Origin of the sequence: Cupriavidus neocaledonicus (assembly GCF_000372525.1) — a bacterium.
Taxonomy (GTDB): domain Bacteria; phylum Pseudomonadota; class Gammaproteobacteria; order Burkholderiales; family Burkholderiaceae; genus Cupriavidus; species Cupriavidus neocaledonicus.
On sequence record NZ_AQUR01000073.1, the window covers coordinates 1 to 16,368 of the forward strand.

Consider the following 16,368-nt stretch of genomic DNA (forward strand, 5'->3'; position numbering starts at 1 on the left):
AAGCGCGAGGTGCCGTCCGGCATCAGGCCCTTGCCCTGGGTGGCGCGGATGGCCTGGCACAGGTTGGTCTTGCGCGACAGGCAGAACTTGCACTGGCGGCATTCCGGCGTGTACAGCGGGATCACGTGGTCGCCCGGTTTGAGCGAGGTCACGCCCGGGCCGACGTCGGTGACGATGCCGGCGCCCTCATGGCCGAGGATCGCCGGGAAGATGCCTTCCGGATCGGCGCCGGACAGCGTGTAGTAGTCGGTGTGGCAGATGCCGGTGGCCTTCACTTCCACCAGCACTTCGCCGGCGCGCGGGCCGTCGAGGTCGACGTCTTCGATGGTCAGCGGCTTTCCCGCACCCCAGGCAACTGCTGCACGTGTTTTCATCGGTCGGTCCTGTCGATTGGTTCGTAGCGCGAGACTATAAGGCGCGCGGCGCCGGTGGCGGGATTGGCCGGCATGGATTTGTCCGAAATCCGACCCAGGTTGGCCGATGGCCGCGATCAGGCGTGGCTTGCGTCCCGGTCTTCGCCCTCGGGCACGACCAGCTCGCAAGCTGCGTCGCCCGCGTCGCCCCCGTCGTCGACGGCGCATGCGGACTCGGCGGGCGGCGCGCCCTGGTCACGGTAGGTTGCGGGCGGCACGCCGTACTGCTTGCGGAACTCGCGTCCCAGGTGCGAGGCGTCGGCAAAGCCGCAGCCCAGCGCAATGTCGGCAACGCTGCGGTCTGAGCTGGTCAGCAGCCACGCGGCGGTGCGCAGCCGCACCTGCCTGGCGAATACCTGCGGGCTCTTGCCGGTCTCCGCCTTGAACAGGCGCTCGAGCTGCCGGGCCGACAGGTCGAGCTTGCAGGCAAGCTCGTCCAGCGGCAAGGCGCGCCCGACATGCTGCTCCATCAGCAGGATCGCGCGCTTGACCTTCGGGTGCGTGGCCGGCTCCAGGCCCGGCGGGTGCGGCTGCGGCGCGTTGCCCTTCTGCATCTCGCCGACCAGCAGGATCCGCAGGGCCTTCTGCACGGTGGCATGGTCGAAGTGGCGCAGCAGGATCGCCGCGGCGACGTCGATCGACGCGCGCCCGCCCGAGCAGGTGATGCGCCGGCGGTCGATCACGAACAGGCGGTCGGCGATCAGCAGGTCGGGATCGGCCGACGGGAAGCGCTCGATGAAATCCCAGTAGTGGAACCAGCTGACGCAGGCGCGGTGGCCGTCGAGCACGCCGGCGCGCATCAGCGAGAAGACCCCGGTGCAGATGCCGACCAGGGTCGCGCCGCCGCCGGCGGCGCGGCGGATGAAGTCGAGCGTCTCGGGCCCGGCCTGCGGGCCCGAGTGGAGTAGCCCGCCGACTACCACCACGTAGTCGAACGGCTCGGCTTCATCGAAGGTCTCCCACGGCGCGACCTGGATCCCGCAGCTCGCGCGCACCGGCGCGAGTGTGTTGCCGATCACGCTCCAGACGCAGCGTACCGGCTTGCTGTAGTCGCCATCGTCCGCCGACAGCCGCAGCATGTCGACGAAGCCGGAAAACGCGGTCAGCGTGAAATTCGGCAGCAGCACGATGCCGAAGCGGATGCGCCGGGGCGCCGGCGCGGCGACGGGAGCAATGGGGACGTCTGGGGTCATGGCGGCATTCATCCTGACAGGCTCGCGCGGGACGGCGCATCCGGGTTAGCCCGGAGTCGACCGGGCAGGGCAGGGCGTCCCGGTGGCCGGAAAAGTGGCAGGCAGACGACGCGTTCCGTTCCCGCCAGAGTCGCCAGAGTCGCCGATCGGCCCGCCGCCGACTTGCACAATTCCGACGCGAATCATCGCCAAAGCGAAATCCCGGCGGGTATGGCCAGGCTGCTGGCGCCGGCGTCCCACGCCGATGCCGGTTTTGTTCTATCTGCAAATCCCGCGCTCTGCTGTACTGGCTCCCGACGACAGCAGCCCGGCACCCCGGCACCCCAGTACCTGCAGAGAGGCAGTCAGATGAATGTCAGCGTATTCGACTTGTTCAAGATCGGCATCGGACCCTCGAGTTCGCATACGGTCGGCCCGATGATCGCCGCGTGCCGCTTCGCATCGCACCTCGAGGATGCGAACCTGCTCGGCTTCGTGCGCCGCGTGCGGGCGGAATTGTATGGCTCGCTCGGCGCGACCGGCAAGGGCCATGGCAGCGACAAGGCGGTGCTGCTGGGCCTGGAGGGCAGCCTGCCCGACCGCATCGACCCGGATTCGATCGAGCCGCGCCTGGCGCAGATCCGCAAGGACAAGCGCATGCGGCTGCTCGGCAAGCACGAGATCGGCTTCGAGGAAAAGGAGCACCTCGGTTTCTTTCGCCGCCTGATGAACGGCACGGGCAGCGTGGCGCATCCCAACGGCATGCGCTTCCAGGCGTTCGACGAGCAGGGGCAGTTGCTGGTCGAGAAGGAGTATTACTCGGTCGGCGGCGGCTTCGTCGTCAACCGCGACGGCGACCGCGTCAACGGCGTGCGCGCGGCCGCGGAGGTGCCATACCCGTTCCGCACCGGCGCCGAGCTGATGCGGGCCTGCGGCGCCAGCGGGCTGTCGATCGCCGGGCTGGTCTTGCGCAATGAATGCGCGCTGCGCCCGGCCGAGGACGTGCGCGCCGGGCTGCTGGCGATCTGGCACGCGATGGCGGCCTGCGTCGAGCGCGGCTGCAAGGTCGAGGGCGAGCTGCCCGGGCCGATGCGCGTCAAGCGCCGCGCGGCGGAACTCAACCACCGGCTGCGCTCCCGCTCCGAGGAATCGCTGCGCGATCCGCTGTCGATGCTCGACTGGGTCAACCTGTACGCGATGGCGGTCAACGAAGAGAACGCCGCGGGCGGCCGCGTCGTCACCGCGCCGACCAACGGCGCGGCCGGCGTGATTCCGGCGGTGCTCCACTACTACGTGAAGTTCGTGCCCGGCTCGAACGACGACGGCATCGTCGACTTCCTGCTGACGGCGGCCGCGATCGGCATGATCTACAAGGAGACCGCGTCGATCTCCGGCGCCGAAGTCGGCTGCCAGGGCGAGGTCGGCGTGGCGTGCTCGATGGCCGCGGCGGCGCTCGCCGCGGTGATGGGCGGCACCCCCGACCAGGTCGAGAACGCCGCCGAGATCGGCATGGAGCACAACCTCGGCATGACCTGCGACCCGGTCGGCGGGCTGGTGCAGATCCCGTGCATCGAGCGCAATGCGATGGGCGCGATCAAGGCGCTCAACGCCTCGCGCATGGCGCTCAAGGGCGATGGCCAGCATTACGTATCGCTCGACTCGGTGATCAAGACCATGCGCGAGACCGGCGCCGACATGAAGACGAAATACAAGGAGACGTCGCGCGGCGGCCTGGCCGTGAACGTCATTGAATGCTAAGGGAGGGTGGGAAATGAGCCGCTATTCGATCTTCAGTCTGTTCCGCAACGGGCTGTCGTACCACGAGAACTGGGAGAGGCAGTGGAGAAGCCCCGAGCCCAGGCGGGAGTATGACGTGGTCATCGTCGGCGGTGGCGGGCACGGCCTGGCGACCGCGTACTACCTGGCCAGGGAGCACGGCATCACCAACGTGGCGGTGCTCGAGAAAGGGTGGATCGGCGGCGGCAACACCGCACGCAACACCACCATCGTGCGCTCCAACTACCTGTGGGACGAGTCCGCGGCGCTCTACGAAAAGGCGATGAAGCTGTGGGAGGGCCTGTCGCAGGAGCTGAACTACAACGTCATGTTCAGCCAGCGCGGCGTGATGAACCTGGCGCACACGCTGCAGGACGTGCGCGACACCGAGCGGCGCGTGAACGCCAACCGCCTCAACGGCGTCGACGCCGAGTTCCTGACGCCGGCGCAGGTCAAGGAGATCGAACCGACCATCAACCTGAACAGCCGCTACCCGGTGCTGGGCGCATCGATCCAGCGCCGCGCCGGGGTGGCCCGGCACGACGCCGTGGCCTGGGGCTTTGCCCGCGGCGCCGACCGCGCCGGCGTCGACATCATCCAGAACTGCCAGGTCACCGGCATCCGCCGGGACGGCGGCGCGGTGGTCGGCGTTGACACGGTGAAGGGCTTCATCAAGGCCAGGAAGGTCGCGGTGGTCGCCGCCGGCAACACCACCACGCTGGCCGACATGGCGGGCATCCGCCTGCCGCTGGAAAGCCACCCGCTGCAGGCGCTGGTATCGGAGCCGATCAAGCCGGTGGTCAACTCGGTGATCATGTCCAACGCGGTGCACGCCTATATCAGCCAGTCCGACAAGGGCGACCTGGTGATCGGCGCCGGCATCGACCAGTACACCGGCTTCGGCCAGCGCGGCAGCTTCCAGGTCATCGAAGGCACGCTGCAGGCCATCGTCGAGATGTTCCCGGTGTTCTCGCGGGTGCGCATGAACCGCCAGTGGGGCGGCATCGTCGACACCTCGCCGGACGCGTGCCCGATCATCAGCAAGACCGACGTGAAGGGGCTGTATTTCAACTGTGGCTGGGGCACCGGCGGCTTCAAGGCGACCCCTGGCTCGGGCTGGGCCTATGCGCACACCATCGCGCGCGACCAGCCGCATGCGCTGAACGCCCCGTTTTCGCTGGACCGTTTCTATACCGGCCACCTGATCGACGAGCACGGCGCTGCTGCCGTCGCGCACTGAACCAAGCAGGAGAACCACATGCTGCTGATCCAATGTCCATGGTGCGGCCCGCGCGCCGAATCCGAATTCTCGTGCGGCGGCGAGGCCGACATCGCGCGCCCGCTCGAGACCGACAAGCTGTCCGACCGCGAATGGGGCGACTACCTGTTCATGCGCACCAATACCCGCGGCATGCACCGCGAGCAGTGGCTGCACGCGCAGGGCTGCCGGCGCTGGTTCAAGGTCGAGCGCGACACTGTCACCTATGACATCAAGGGCTACGAGACCTTCGGCCAGTCCGCCGCCAACGCACCGCAGGGAAGGGGCAAGCAATGAGCCAGAAACACCGTCTCGGCACCGGCGGCCGCATCAATCGCGGCAAGCCGCTGTCCTTTACCTTCAACGGGCGCGTGTACCAGGGCTTCCAGGGCGACACGCTGGCCTCGGCGCTGCTTGCCAACGGCGTGCGCTTCGTCGCGCGCAGCTTCAAGTACCATCGCCCGCGCGGCATCATGACCGCGGACGTGGCCGAGCCGAACGCGGTGGTGCAGCTCGAGGGCGGTGCCTACACGGTGCCGAACGCGCGCGCGACCGAGATCGAGCTGTACCAGGGCCTGGTCGCGACCAGCGTGAACGCCGAGCCCGACCTCGAGCGCGACCGCATGGCGGTCAACCAGAAGTTCGCGCGCTTCATGCCCGCAGGCTTCTACTACAAGACCTTCATGTGGCCGCGCAAGATGTGGCCGCGTTATGAACAGAAGATCCGCGCGGCGGCCGGCCTGGGCAAGGCCCCCACGACGCTGGACGCCGATCGCTACGACAAGTGCTACGCGCACTGCGACGTGCTGGTGGTCGGCGGCGGCCCGACCGGGCTGGCCGCGGCGCATGCGGCGGCGGTAACGGGGGCGCGCGTGATGCTGGTCGACGACCAGTGCGAACTCGGCGGCAGCCTGCTGTCCGCGCGCGCCGACATCAACGGCAAGCCGGCGCTGCAGTGGGTCGCCGAAATCGAGGCCAGGCTGCGCACGCTGCCGGACGTGACGATCCTGACGCGCAGCAATGCCTTCGGTTACCAGGACCATAACCTGGTGACCGTGACGCAGCGCCTGACCGACCACCTGTCGGTCTCGATGCGCCACGGCTCGCGCGAGCTGCTGTGGAAGATCCGCGCCAGACGCGTGATCCTCGCGACCGGCGCGCACGAGCGTCCGATCGTGTTCGGCAACAACGACCTGCCGGGCGTGATGATGGCCTCGGCGGTGTCGGCCTACATCCACCGCTACAGCGTACTGCCGGGACGCGAGGCAGTGGTGTTCACCAACAACGACCGCGGCTACCAGGCGGCGCTGGACCTGAAGGCGTGCGGTGCCAGGGTGACGGTGGTCGATCCGCGCGCCACCACTACCGGCGCACTGCCGGCGGCGGCGAAGCGGCAGGGCGTGGCGGTGCTGAACGGTGCGGTGGTGGTGGCCGCCGCCGGCAAGACGCACGTGACCTCGGTCAGCGTCGCGCCCTATGCCAACGGCAAGGCAGACGGCAAGGTGTCGAAGATTGCCTGCGACCTGGTCGCGATGTCGGGCGGCCTGAGCCCGGTGCTGCACCTGTTCGCGCAATCGGGCGGCAAGGCGCAGTGGAGCGACGACAAGACCTGCTTCGTGCCGGGCAAGTCGATGCAGGCCGAATGCAGCATCGGCGCGGCCGCGGGCGAATTCAACCTGGCGCTGGCGCTGCCGCTGGCGCTGGAGGCCGGCACCGAGGCGGCAAAGGCAGCCGGCTTCGTCACGGCCAGGCGGCCGGCGGCGCCGAAGGTCAGCGCCGTCGCCGAAGGCCCGCTGCTGCCGCTGTGGCTGGTGGGCAGCCACGAGGCCGCTGCGCGCGGGCCCAAGCAGTTCGTCGATTTCCAGAACGACGTCGCGGCCGCCGACATCCTGCTGGCGGCGCGCGAAGGCTTCGAGTCGGTCGAGCACGTCAAGCGCTATACCGCGATGGGCTTCGGCACCGACCAGGGCAAGCTCGGCAACATCAACGGCATGGCGATCCTGGCGCAGGCGTTGGGCAAGTCGATTCCCGAGACCGGCACCACGACGTTCCGGCCGAACTACACGCCGGTCACGTTCGGCACCTTCGCCGGGCGCGAGGTCGGCGACTTCCTCGACCCGGTGCGCAAGACCTGCGTGCATGAATGGCATGTCGCCAACGGCGCCCTGTTCGAGGACGTCGGCAACTGGAAGCGCCCCTGGTATTTCCCGAAGCGGGGCGAGGACCTGCACGCCGCGGTCAAGCGCGAATGCCTGGCGGTGCGCAACAGCGTCGGCATTCTCGACGCGTCGACGCTGGGCAAGATCGACATCCAGGGCCCGGACGCGGTCACGCTGCTGAACTGGATGTACACCAACCCCTGGGGCAAGCTCGAGGTCGGCAAGTGCCGCTACGGGCTGATGCTGGACGAGAACGGCATGGTGTTCGACGACGGCGTGACCGTGCGCCTGGGCGAGCAGCATTTCATGATGACCACCACCACCGGCGGCGCCGCGCGCGTGTTGACCTGGATGGAGCGCTGGCTGCAGACCGAGTGGCCGGACCTGAAGGTGCGCCTGTCGTCGGTGACCGACCACTGGGCCACGTTCGCGGTGGTGGGGCCGAACAGCCGCAAGGTACTGCGGAAGGTCTGCGCCGATATCGACTTCGCCAACGCGGCGTTCCCGTTCATGAGCTACCGCAACGGCACCGTCGCCGGCGCGCGGGCGCGCGTGATGCGCATCAGCTTCTCGGGCGAGCTGGCCTACGAGGTCAACGTGCCGGCCAACGCCGGGCGCGCGGTGTGGGAGGCGCTGATGGCCGCCGGCGCCGAGTTCGACATCACCCCGTACGGCACCGAGACCATGCACGTGCTGCGTGCCGAGAAGGGCTACATCATCGTCGGCCAGGACACCGACGGCTCGGTCACGCCGTATGACCTCGGCATGGGCGGGCTGGTGGCGAAGTCGAAGGACTTCCTCGGCAAGCGCTCGCTGACGCGTTCGGACACGGCGAAGGAGGGCCGCAAGCAGTTCGTCGGCCTGCTGACCGACGACGCGCAATGCGTGCTGCCCGAGGGCGCCCAGATCGTCGCGCCAGGCACGCGCGTGTCGACCACCGAGCCGACGCCGATGATCGGCCACGTGACGTCGAGCTACTACAGCCCGATCCTGCAGCGCTCGATCGCGCTGGCCGTGGTCAAGGGCGGGCTGGGCAAGATGGGCGAGAGCGTCGCGATCCCGCTGGCCGATGGCCGCTGCGTGCACGCGAAGATCTCCAGCCCGGTTTTCTACGATAGCGAAGGAGTGCGCCAGAATGTGGAATGAACAAGGCATTGCTACCGCACTGGCCGATGCGCCGGTGCCGAACGCCCGCACGCGCGACGTGCGCCTGGAGTCGCCGCTGGTCGGCGCCGCCGGCCTGCTGGAAGCGCCGCACCTGCGCGGCTCGATGTACTTCACGGTGCGCGAGCGGCAGTTCCTCGACCTGGTGATGGTGCGCGGCGAGCTCTCCGATGCCGCCTTCGTCGACGCGTTCGAGGGCGTGGTGGGCTGCCGTCCGCCGGCCGCGCCCAACACGGTCGCGCGCAGCGCCGCCTACGACGTGCTGTGGCTGGGGCCGGACGAATGGCTGGTGCGCTCCAGCGCCGCGGTGACGGCCGGCGTGCTGGAGGGCAAGCTGGCGCCGGCCATCGCCGGCTCGTACTCCGCCGCGGTCGACGTCGGCAGCGGCTATACGGTGGTCGAGATCAGCGGCGACCGCGTGCGCGACGTGCTGGCGCGGGGCTGCCCGCTCGACCTGCATCCGCGCGTGTTCGGCCCCGGGCAATGCGCGCAGAGCCATTACTTCAAGGCGCCCGTCATCCTGCTGCCGACCGGCGACAACCGCTTCGAGATCGTGGTGCGGCGCAGCTTCGCCGACTACTTCTGCCGCATCCTGCTCGACGCGGCCACGCCGCTGCTGTCATGAAGCCGGTCGAGCAGGTGTTCAGCGAGCGGCGGCCGGGACTCGACGCGCTCGATGGCCTCGATGCGCCGCTGCTGCCGGGGCGAGGCTGGAGCGTCTTTGTCGATGCCCTGACGGTGCCGGTGCGCATCGGCATCCATCCGCACGAGCATGACGCGCCGCAGCCGGTCGTGCTCGACGCGCGCCTGGGCTACCGGCGCGAGCCCAGCGAAGCGTCAGAGTGGATCGACTACGAGGGCTTTTGCGCGCGCGTCGCCGCGTTCCTGGCGGGCAAGCCGCATACGCGGCTGCTCGAGACGCTGGTGGCCGACATCGCGGAGCTGTCGTTCCGCGAATGGCCGGCGCTCGACACCCTGACCCTGGCGGCGCACAAGCCAAAGATCCGGCCCGGCACGCAGCGCGTCGGGGTCGAGCTGGAATGGACCCGCGCCGACTACCTGCGCCGCACCGGCAAGCCTGGCTGAGTCGTGGCGGCACCACCCCCGTCGGCACGGTGGCGGCACCGGCCAAGCGCACGTCGGTTTTGGCATGCAGCCGGAGCGGGCATGGAGACTACTCTCGTAGGCGCGTCGCTTCCATGCCAACCGGCGAGGCGGCGGCGCGCCATCACATCAGGAGGAAATCCAATGAAAAGAGCCACGCCCGGACTGACCATTGCACTGCTGTGTGCGACGCCCGCCTTCGCCCAGGGCAGCGTAACGCTGTACGGCATCATCGACGAAGGCATCAACTACACCAACAATGTCGGCGGCGACCGGCTGGTCGAGATGCAGAGCGGCTTCGCCCAGGGCAGCCGCTGGGGGCTGAAGGGGTCGGAAGACCTCGGCGGCGGCGTCAAGGCGCTGTTCCAGCTGGAGAACGGCTTCAATGCCAGCACCGGCAGGGCGGCACAGGGTGGGGTGATGTTTGGCCGGCAGGCCTATGTCGGGCTGTCCGACGACCGGCTCGGCACCGTCACGCTGGGGCGCCAGTACGATTCCGTGATCGACTACCTGGCCCAGACCACCGTAGTCGGCAACTGGGGCGGCTACCTGTTCGGCCACCCTTACGACAACGACAACATGGTCTACTCGTTCCGTGTCAACAACACGGTCAAGTACACCAGCCCCACGCTTGGCGGCTTCCAGTTCGGCGGCACGTACAGCTTCAGCAACGACACCAACTTTGCCAACAACCGCCAGGCCGGCGCGGGCATGCAGTACGCGAACGGCGGCTGGCTGCTGGCGGCGGCCTACCTGCAGGCCGACAACCCGTCGGCAACGGCCAACGGTGCCATCAGCGCCGGCGGCGACCAGAACTTCCTGGCCAGGAGGCTGCGCATCTTCGGCGCCGGCGTCAACTACACCTTCGGTGCGGCGACGGCGGGCTTTGCCTATTCGAACACCAACCTGACGCAGCCGCTGTCGACTTCGTACATCTCCGGGTCGATCCTGCCCGCCACCGGCACGCTGGACGCGCTCAAGTTCCAGAACTTCGAATTCAACTTCAAGTACCAGTTCACGCCGGCCTTCTATGCCGGCGCGGTCTATACGCTGACCACCGAGAAGTTCCAGGCGTCGTCGGGCGAGGCCAGGCCCAGGGTGCACAGCATCGGCCTGATGGCCGACTACAACTTTTCGAAGCGGACCGACGTCTATCTGCAGGGTGTCTACCAGCGCGTCAGCGGTGACCGGACCGGCACGGCACTGGACCGCGCCTATATCCCCGGCGCGGCCGACTCGTCGTCGACATCGAGCCAGGTGCTGGTACGCGCCGCGATCCGCCACAAGTTCTGAGCCGCCGGCGGCGATGTCGGGCCTGCTCAAGCCGGCGTCGGATTTTGCACAGGGCGCCGCGGCGCTGCGCACTACTCTCGAACACGCATGCCGTGGATGCCGCGCCGACGGGCGCGGGCACGGCGGGCGCTAACGAGACATGGAGACGAAGCGATGAGCAACAACCGGGGTGTCGTTTATCTTGGACCGGGCAAGGTCGCGGTGCAGAACATCGGCTATCCGAAGATGGTCGATCCCCGCGGTCGCGCGATCGGCCACGGCGTGATCCTCAAGGTGGTGACGACGAATATCTGCGGCTCGGACCAGCACATGGTGCGCGGCCGCACCACCGCGGAAGTGGGCCTCGTGCTCGGCCATGAAATCACCGGCGAGGTGATCGAGATCGGCCGCGACGTCGAGACGCTGAAGCTCGGCGACCTGGTCTCGGTGCCGTTCAACGTCGCCTGTGGCCGCTGCGCGATGTGCAAGGAGCAGCATACCGGCGTCTGCCTGAGCGTCAATCCGTCGCGCGCCGGCGGTGCCTACGGCTACGTCGACATGGGCGGCTGGATCGGCGGGCAGTCCGAGTACGTGATGGTGCCGTACGCCGACTTCAACCTGCTCAGGTTCCCCGACCGGGACCAGGCGATGGCAAAGATCCGCGACCTGACCTGCCTGTCGGATATCCTGCCGACCGGCTACCACGGCGCCGTCACCGCCGGCGTGCAGCCGGGCTCGACCGTCTATATTGCCGGCGCGGGACCGGTCGGCATGGCGGCCGCGGCGTCGGCGCGCCTGCTGGGCGCGGCCTGCACCATCGTCGGCGACATGAACCCGGCGCGCCTGGCCCACGCCAGGGCGATGGGATTCGAGGTGGTCGACCTGTCGCGCGACGCGACGCTGGGCGAGCAGATCGCCGCCATCCTCGGCACGCCAGAGATCGACTGCGCGGTGGATTGCGTGGGTTTCGAGGCGCACGGCCACGGCGCCTCGGGCCATGTGCAGGAGGCCCCCGCGACGGTGCTGAACTCGCTGATGGAAATCACCCGGCCCGCGGGCGCTATCGGCATCCCGGGGCTCTACGTGACCGACGATCCGGGTGCGAAGGACGCCGCGGCGCAACGCGGCAGCCTGAGCCTGCGCTTCGGCCTCGGCTGGGCCAAGTCGCATTCCTTCCACACCGGGCAGACGCCGGTGGTGAAGTACAACCGCAACCTGATGCAGGCCATCCTGCACAACCGCCTGCCGATCGCCGAGATCGTCAACGTGTCGGTGATTTCACTGGACCAGGCGCCGCAAGGCTACCAGCAGTTCGACGGCGGCGCGCCGCGCAAATTCGTCATCGATCCGCACGGGATGCTGGCGGCGTGATTCGGTAGTGCGCTGAGGGCGAAAATTCGCTGAAGGTTCGCTCCCTCTCCCGCTCGCGGGAGAGGGTTGGGGTGAGGGCGGACGTGGCCACGGAGCGCAGCGCTACGAGTTCGTCGAGGCGCCGGCCCTCACTCCCGCCCCTCTCCCGCGCGGGAGAGGGGAGAAAACCAGCGTGCTGCCCCCTCACGCATGCATCACCGCTGCAAACCTTTGCCCCTGCCCATGCAAAGGACCCTGCGCCAGCGGCGCCGCCTGCGCCCGGCGCTCGCGCGTCGGCGCTACCCCGAACGCCTCGCGATAGCTCTTGCTGAAGTGGCAGGCCGACTGAAACCCGCACGCCATCGTGATATGCATGATCGACATGTCGGTCTGCAACAGCAGCTCGCGCGCACGCCGTAGCCGCAGCGTCAGGTAATAGTGCGTCGGCGTCATGCCGAGGTGGTCGCGGAACAGCCGCTGCAGCTGCCGCTGCGACATCATCGCCAGGCGCGCCAGGTCCTCGCGCGACAACGGCTCCTCGATGTTGTTCTCCATCAGCGCGATCACCTCGAACAGCGACTTGTTCGCCGACCCCAGCCGCGCCACCAGCGGCATCTTCTGCTGCGCGCTGGTGTCGCGCACATGCTCGACGATGAACTGCTCGGCGATCTGCGTGACGCGGCCCGTGCCGACGCGGGCGGCGATCAGGTGCAGCATCATGTCGAGCGGCGCGACACCGCCGGTGCAGGTGACGCGGTCGCGGTCGATCACGAACAGTTCCTTCAGGAAACGCGTGCCGGGGAACTCCTCCTTCAGCGCCGACATGTTCTCCCAGTGGATGGCGCAGGCATAGCCCGACAGCAGTCCCGCCCTGGCCAGCGCGTACGTGCCGGTACACAGGCTGCCGAGCATGAGCCCCTCGCGCGCAGCGCGGCGCAGGGTCGACAGGTGGCCGGCGCCGGTGGCGCGCTGGACGTCGATGCCGCCGCATACGAACACGATGTCCGGCCGCCCGATGCTGTCGGCCGCAAGCGTGTCGATGGTGAGGCCGTTGCTCGCCGTCACCGGGCCGCCTTCGGGGCTGATGACTGACCAGCGGTAGAGCTCCTGTCCGCTCAGATAGTTGGCCATGCGCAGCACTTCGATGGCGTTGGTGAACGCGATCATCGTGAAGTTGGGCAATGGCATGAACGCAAAGTGGGACAGCGACGCGGTTCGGTCGGAGGACATTGGGGGCGTTCCTTGGTTTGGCGGGCTTTTGTGGCCTTGGGGAAAGGCGCGGTGCCGTCTATCGATATTCATAATGCGCGCGCAACAAACGTGCCATACGGCGAAACCCTAGCGAGAGGCGGCTGCGCCCCCTGCAAGCGCCGCAATGCCGCGCATACGTGGCGCGCGCACCGCGCCGCGTCGGTGCAAGGCACAGGCGCGGTGCATCCAAGCCCGGTGAAGGCACGGGGCTGGGCACGGGGCCTGTGGTCGCGAGGCCGGCCGCATCCGGCCCTGACCCACTTGTCCAAATCGGACGCGAATGGCGGAAATGGAAAAGAACGCGTCTGAATTCACCAACCGGTCAAAAACCCGAACGACAAGAATAGATCCGTCGGCAACGCTGCGCCGAACCGGGCGAGTCGCCCAGGGGCAGCGGGCGCCTCGCCCAGTCAGCAGCCAAACCAATCAGCCACGGATACCTATGTCGGACACCAAGTCTTTCTTTTCGCAGCCCCTGGCCGAGCGCGACGCCCGCGTGCGCGGCGCACTCGTGAAGGAACTCGAGCGGCAGCAGTCGCAGGTCGAACTGATCGCGTCGGAAAACATCGTATCGCGCGCGGTGCTGGAGGCGCAGGGCTCGGTGCTGACCAACAAGTACGCCGAAGGCTATCCGGGCAAGCGCTACTACGGCGGCTGCGAGTTCGCGGATGAAGTCGAGGCGCTCGCCATCGACCGCGTGAAGCAGCTGTTCAACGCCGGTTTCGCCAACGTGCAGCCGCATTCCGGCGCGCAAGCCAACGGCTCGGTGATGCTGGCACTGGCCCGGCCGGGCGACACCGTGCTGGGCATGTCGCTCGATGCCGGCGGCCACCTGACCCATGGCGCCAGGCCGGCCTTGTCGGGCAAGTGGTTCAACGCAGTGCAGTACGGCGTGAACCGCGACACCATGCTGATCGACTACGACCAGGTCGAAGCGCTCGCGCACGAGCACAAGCCCAGCCTGATCATCGCCGGCTTCTCGGCCTATCCGCGCCAGCTGGATTTCGCCCGCTTCCGAGCCATCGCCGACAGCGTCGGCGCCAGGCTGATGGTCGACATGGCGCACATCGCCGGCGTGATCGCCGCGGGCCGCCATGCCAACCCGGTCGAGCATGCGCACGTCGTCACCTCGACCACGCACAAGACCCTGCGCGGCCCGCGCGGCGGCTTCGTGCTGACCAACGACGAGGAGATTGCGAAGAAGATCAACTCGGCCGTGTTCCCCGGCCTGCAGGGCGGCCCGCTGATGCATGTGATCGCCGCCAAGGCGGTCGCGTTCGGCGAGGCGCTGCAGCCGGAGTTCAAGACCTATATCGACAACGTGCTGGCGAACGCGCAGGCGCTCGGCGAAGTGCTGAAGGAGGGCGGCGTCGACCTGGTCACGGGCGGCACCGACAACCACCTGCTGCTGGTCGACCTGCGCCCCAAGGGCCTCAAGGGCACGCAGGTCGAGCAGGCGCTCGAGCGCGCCGGCATCACCTGCAACAAGAACGGCATCCCGTTCGACACCGAGAAGCCGACCGTCACGTCGGGCATCCGGCTCGGCGCGCCCGCGGCCACCACGCGCGGCTTCGGCGTCGCCGAATTCCGCCAGGTCGGCCGGCTGATCCTGGAGGTGTTCGAAGCGCTGCGCGCGAACCCGGCAGGCGACCCGGCCACCGAGCAGCGCGTGCGACGCGAGATCTCCGCGCTGTGCGACCGCTTCCCGATCTACTGAACCCGACCAGAACCGAGCCAAGGAGTGGAGCAACCCATGAGCCCGCTGCACGAAGACAGCATCATCATCGACGGCCTGAACATCTCGAAGTTCGAGCGATCGGTGTTCGACGACATGCGCAAGGGCGGCGTCACCGCCGCCAACTGCACCGTCTCGGTCTGGGAGAATTTCACCAAGACCGTCGACAACATCGCACAGATGAAACAGCAGATCCGCGAGCACGGCGAACTGCTGACGCTGGTGCGCAGCACCGACGACATCCTGCGCGCCAAGCGCGAAGGCAAGACCGGCGTGATCCTCGGCTTCCAGAACGCGCATGCGTTCGAGGACAACCTGGGCTATATCGAGGCGTTCGCCGACATGGGCGTGCGCGTGGTGCAGCTGTGCTACAACACGCAGAACCTGGTCGGCACCGGCTGCTACGAGCGTGACGGCGGGCTGTCGGATTTCGGCCGCGAGGTGATCAGCGAGATGAACCGCGTCGGCATCATGGTCGACCTGTCGCATGTCGGCGGCAACACCTCGTCCGAAGCCATTGCCTTCTCGCAGAAGCCGGTCTGCTATTCGCACTGCCTGCCGTCCGGGCTGAAGGAGCATCCGCGCAACAAGAGCGATGCGCAGCTCAGGGAGATCGCCGATGCCGGCGGCTTCGTCGGCGTGACCATGTTCGCGCCATTCCTGAAGCGCGGCATCGACGCGACGGTGGACGACTACATCGAGGCGATCGAGTACGTCGTCAACCTGGTCGGCGAGGATGCGGTCGGCATCGGCACCGATTTCACGCAGGGCTACAGCACCGAGTTCTTCGACATGCTGACGCACGACAAGGGCCGCTACCGCCGCCTGACCAACTTCGGCAAGGTGGTCAATCCCGAAGGCATCCGCACCATCGGCGAATTCCCCAACCTGACCGCGGCGATGGAGCGCGCGGGCTGGAAGGCATCGCGCATTCGCAAGATCATGGGCGAGAACTGGGTGCGGGTGTTCAGGGAAGTCTGGGGCGCCTGAGCCGCGCCACGCCCCCAGTCAGCAACCGATTCACCACCGATTCACCACCAACGGGACGTGCCCGCGCACCGCGCGGGCACGCGGGCAATGCCGCGCCTGCGCGACGAAGCAAGCGGCGAACACATCCTCACGGAGCCACCACCATGCAACCGCAACTGCCGATCGACGTCAATCCTGACACCGGCGTCTGGACCACCGACGCGCTGCCGATGCTATATGTCCCGCGCCATTTCTTCACCAACAACCACGTCGCCGTGGAAGAGGCGCTCGGTGTCGAGGCCTACGCCGGGATCCTGTACAAGGCCGGCTACAAGTCGGCCTACCACTGGTGCGACAAGGAGGCGCAGCTGCACGGCCTGGCCGGCATGGCGGTGTACGAGCACTACCTGAAGCGGCTGTCGCAGCGCGGCTGGGGCGTGTTCTCGCTGCTCGAAGCCGATCCGGCGACGGCGCACGCGCGCATCGCGCTGCACCACTCGTCGTTCGTGCTGGCGCAGCCGGGCAAGGAAGGCAAGCTCTGCTACATGTTCGCCGGCTGGTTCGCCGGCGCGATGGACTGGGTCAACGACACCGCGCCGGCTGGCAGCGGCGGGCCGCGCGCGCAATCGAAGGAAGCGCAGTGCGCGGCCGAGGGCCACGAGCATTGCGTGTTCGAGGTGTCGGCGATCGCGCACTGAGCGCGCCGGGCCCGATTTCGTCCGCAACACGAACATATACGAACGCC

Annotated in this window: 14 protein-coding genes; 11 read left to right on the forward strand and 3 right to left on the reverse strand. The window is 68.1% G+C overall.

What is annotated here, in order from left to right; all coding sequences use genetic code 11:
• Positions 1-374, reverse strand: a 374-nt coding sequence (locus A3AG_RS0104140) for an alcohol dehydrogenase catalytic domain-containing protein (RefSeq protein ID WP_018004202.1), incomplete at its 3' end; no start/stop codon positions are given.
• A gap of 116 nt (positions 375-490) precedes the next feature.
• Positions 491-1,606, reverse strand: coding sequence for a GlxA family transcriptional regulator (locus tag A3AG_RS0104145; RefSeq protein WP_240619788.1), 1,116 nt, complete (start codon positions 1,604-1,606; stop codon positions 491-493).
• A gap of 348 nt (positions 1,607-1,954) precedes the next feature.
• On the opposite strand from A3AG_RS0104145, the gene A3AG_RS0104150 reads away from it, so the two are divergent.
• The 8 genes from A3AG_RS0104150 (at position 1,955) to fdhA (ending at position 11,689) form a co-directional block, all read left to right on the forward strand.
• Positions 1,955-3,343, forward strand: a complete 1,389-nt coding sequence (locus A3AG_RS0104150) for an L-serine ammonia-lyase (RefSeq protein ID WP_018004204.1) — start codon at positions 1,955-1,957, stop codon at positions 3,341-3,343.
• 13 nt (positions 3,344-3,356) lie between these two features.
• The gene (locus A3AG_RS0104155; RefSeq protein ID WP_020384432.1) at positions 3,357-4,601 is read left to right on the forward strand and encodes a sarcosine oxidase subunit beta family protein; all 1,245 of its coding nucleotides are present in this window, start codon (positions 3,357-3,359) and stop codon (positions 4,599-4,601) included.
• An 18-nt stretch (positions 4,602-4,619) separates the two neighbouring features.
• Positions 4,620-4,916, forward strand: a complete 297-nt coding sequence (locus A3AG_RS0104160; RefSeq protein ID WP_018004206.1) for a sarcosine oxidase subunit delta — start codon at positions 4,620-4,622, stop codon at positions 4,914-4,916.
• Positions 4,913-7,924: a sarcosine oxidase subunit alpha family protein gene (locus tag A3AG_RS0104165; RefSeq protein WP_018004207.1), complete on the forward strand. Its 3,012-nt coding sequence runs from the start codon at positions 4,913-4,915 to the stop codon at positions 7,922-7,924. Before A3AG_RS0104160 ends, A3AG_RS0104165 begins: the two co-directional genes overlap by 4 nt.
• The gene (locus A3AG_RS0104170; protein WP_018004208.1) at positions 7,914-8,567 is read left to right on the forward strand and encodes a sarcosine oxidase subunit gamma; all 654 of its coding nucleotides are present in this window, start codon (positions 7,914-7,916) and stop codon (positions 8,565-8,567) included. Before A3AG_RS0104165 ends, A3AG_RS0104170 begins: the two co-directional genes overlap by 11 nt.
• Positions 8,564-9,028: a dihydroneopterin aldolase gene (locus A3AG_RS0104175; RefSeq protein WP_018004209.1), complete on the forward strand. Its 465-nt coding sequence runs from the start codon at positions 8,564-8,566 to the stop codon at positions 9,026-9,028. The genes A3AG_RS0104170 and A3AG_RS0104175 overlap by 4 nt, the downstream gene beginning before the upstream one ends.
• A gap of 162 nt (positions 9,029-9,190) precedes the next feature.
• Positions 9,191-10,339, forward strand: a complete 1,149-nt coding sequence (locus A3AG_RS0104180) for a porin (protein WP_018004210.1) — start codon at positions 9,191-9,193, stop codon at positions 10,337-10,339.
• A 153-nt stretch (positions 10,340-10,492) separates the two neighbouring features.
• Positions 10,493-11,689 (forward strand): formaldehyde dehydrogenase, glutathione-independent, encoded by a 1,197-nt coding sequence (fdhA, locus tag A3AG_RS0104185; RefSeq protein ID WP_018004211.1) that lies wholly within the window; start codon positions 10,493-10,495, stop codon positions 11,687-11,689.
• 183 nt (positions 11,690-11,872) lie between these two features.
• On the opposite strand, the gene A3AG_RS0104190 is transcribed toward fdhA, so the two are convergent.
• Positions 11,873-12,898 carry a GlxA family transcriptional regulator gene (locus tag A3AG_RS0104190; protein ID WP_018004212.1) on the reverse strand — a complete coding sequence of 342 codons (1,026 nt, stop codon included), beginning with the start codon at positions 12,896-12,898 and terminating at the stop codon, positions 11,873-11,875.
• Between the two features lie 463 nt (positions 12,899-13,361).
• Between A3AG_RS0104190 and A3AG_RS0104195 the strand changes: the two genes are divergently transcribed.
• The 3 genes from A3AG_RS0104195 to A3AG_RS0104205 all read left to right on the forward strand — a co-directional run bounded on the left by A3AG_RS0104195 (position 13,362) and on the right by A3AG_RS0104205 (position 16,321).
• Positions 13,362-14,636: a serine hydroxymethyltransferase gene (locus A3AG_RS0104195; protein WP_018004213.1), complete on the forward strand. Its 1,275-nt coding sequence runs from the start codon at positions 13,362-13,364 to the stop codon at positions 14,634-14,636.
• Between the two features lie 36 nt (positions 14,637-14,672).
• Entirely contained in the window at positions 14,673-15,644 is a 972-nt protein-coding gene (locus A3AG_RS0104200; protein WP_018004214.1) for a dipeptidase, read from the forward strand.
• 143 nt (positions 15,645-15,787) lie between these two features.
• Entirely contained in the window at positions 15,788-16,321 is a 534-nt protein-coding gene (locus A3AG_RS0104205) for a DUF5943 domain-containing protein (protein WP_018004215.1), read from the forward strand.
• Positions 16,322-16,368 lie beyond the last annotated feature (47 nt).

Excerpts from the sequence above, each read along its gene's own strand:
- A3AG_RS0104160 (WP_018004206.1), top strand. The coding sequence starts at position 4,620 with ATGCTGCTGATCCAATGTCCATGGTGCGGCCCGCGCGCCGAATCCGAA.
- A3AG_RS0104165 (WP_018004207.1), top strand. The coding sequence starts at position 4,913 with ATGAGCCAGAAACACCGTCTCGGCACCGGCGGCCGCATCAATCGCGGC.
- A3AG_RS0104205 (WP_018004215.1), top strand. The coding sequence starts at position 15,788 with ATGCAACCGCAACTGCCGATCGACGTCAATCCTGACACCGGCGTCTGG.
- A3AG_RS0104195 (WP_018004213.1), top strand. The coding sequence starts at position 13,362 with ATGTCGGACACCAAGTCTTTCTTTTCGCAGCCCCTGGCCGAGCGCGAC.
- A3AG_RS0104200 (WP_018004214.1), top strand. The coding sequence starts at position 14,673 with ATGAGCCCGCTGCACGAAGACAGCATCATCATCGACGGCCTGAACATC.
- A3AG_RS0104150 (WP_018004204.1), top strand. The coding sequence starts at position 1,955 with ATGAATGTCAGCGTATTCGACTTGTTCAAGATCGGCATCGGACCCTCG.
- A3AG_RS0104180 (WP_018004210.1), top strand. The coding sequence starts at position 9,191 with ATGAAAAGAGCCACGCCCGGACTGACCATTGCACTGCTGTGTGCGACG.
- A3AG_RS0104155 (WP_020384432.1), top strand. The coding sequence starts at position 3,357 with ATGAGCCGCTATTCGATCTTCAGTCTGTTCCGCAACGGGCTGTCGTAC.
- A3AG_RS0104190 (WP_018004212.1), bottom strand. The coding sequence starts at position 12,898 with ATGTCCTCCGACCGAACCGCGTCGCTGTCCCACTTTGCGTTCATGCCA.
- A3AG_RS0104145 (WP_240619788.1), bottom strand. The coding sequence starts at position 1,606 with ATGACCCCAGACGTCCCCATTGCTCCCGTCGCCGCGCCGGCGCCCCGG.
- A3AG_RS0104170 (WP_018004208.1), top strand. The coding sequence starts at position 7,914 with ATGTGGAATGAACAAGGCATTGCTACCGCACTGGCCGATGCGCCGGTG.
- fdhA (WP_018004211.1), top strand. The coding sequence starts at position 10,493 with ATGAGCAACAACCGGGGTGTCGTTTATCTTGGACCGGGCAAGGTCGCG.
- A3AG_RS0104175 (WP_018004209.1), top strand. The coding sequence starts at position 8,564 with ATGAAGCCGGTCGAGCAGGTGTTCAGCGAGCGGCGGCCGGGACTCGAC.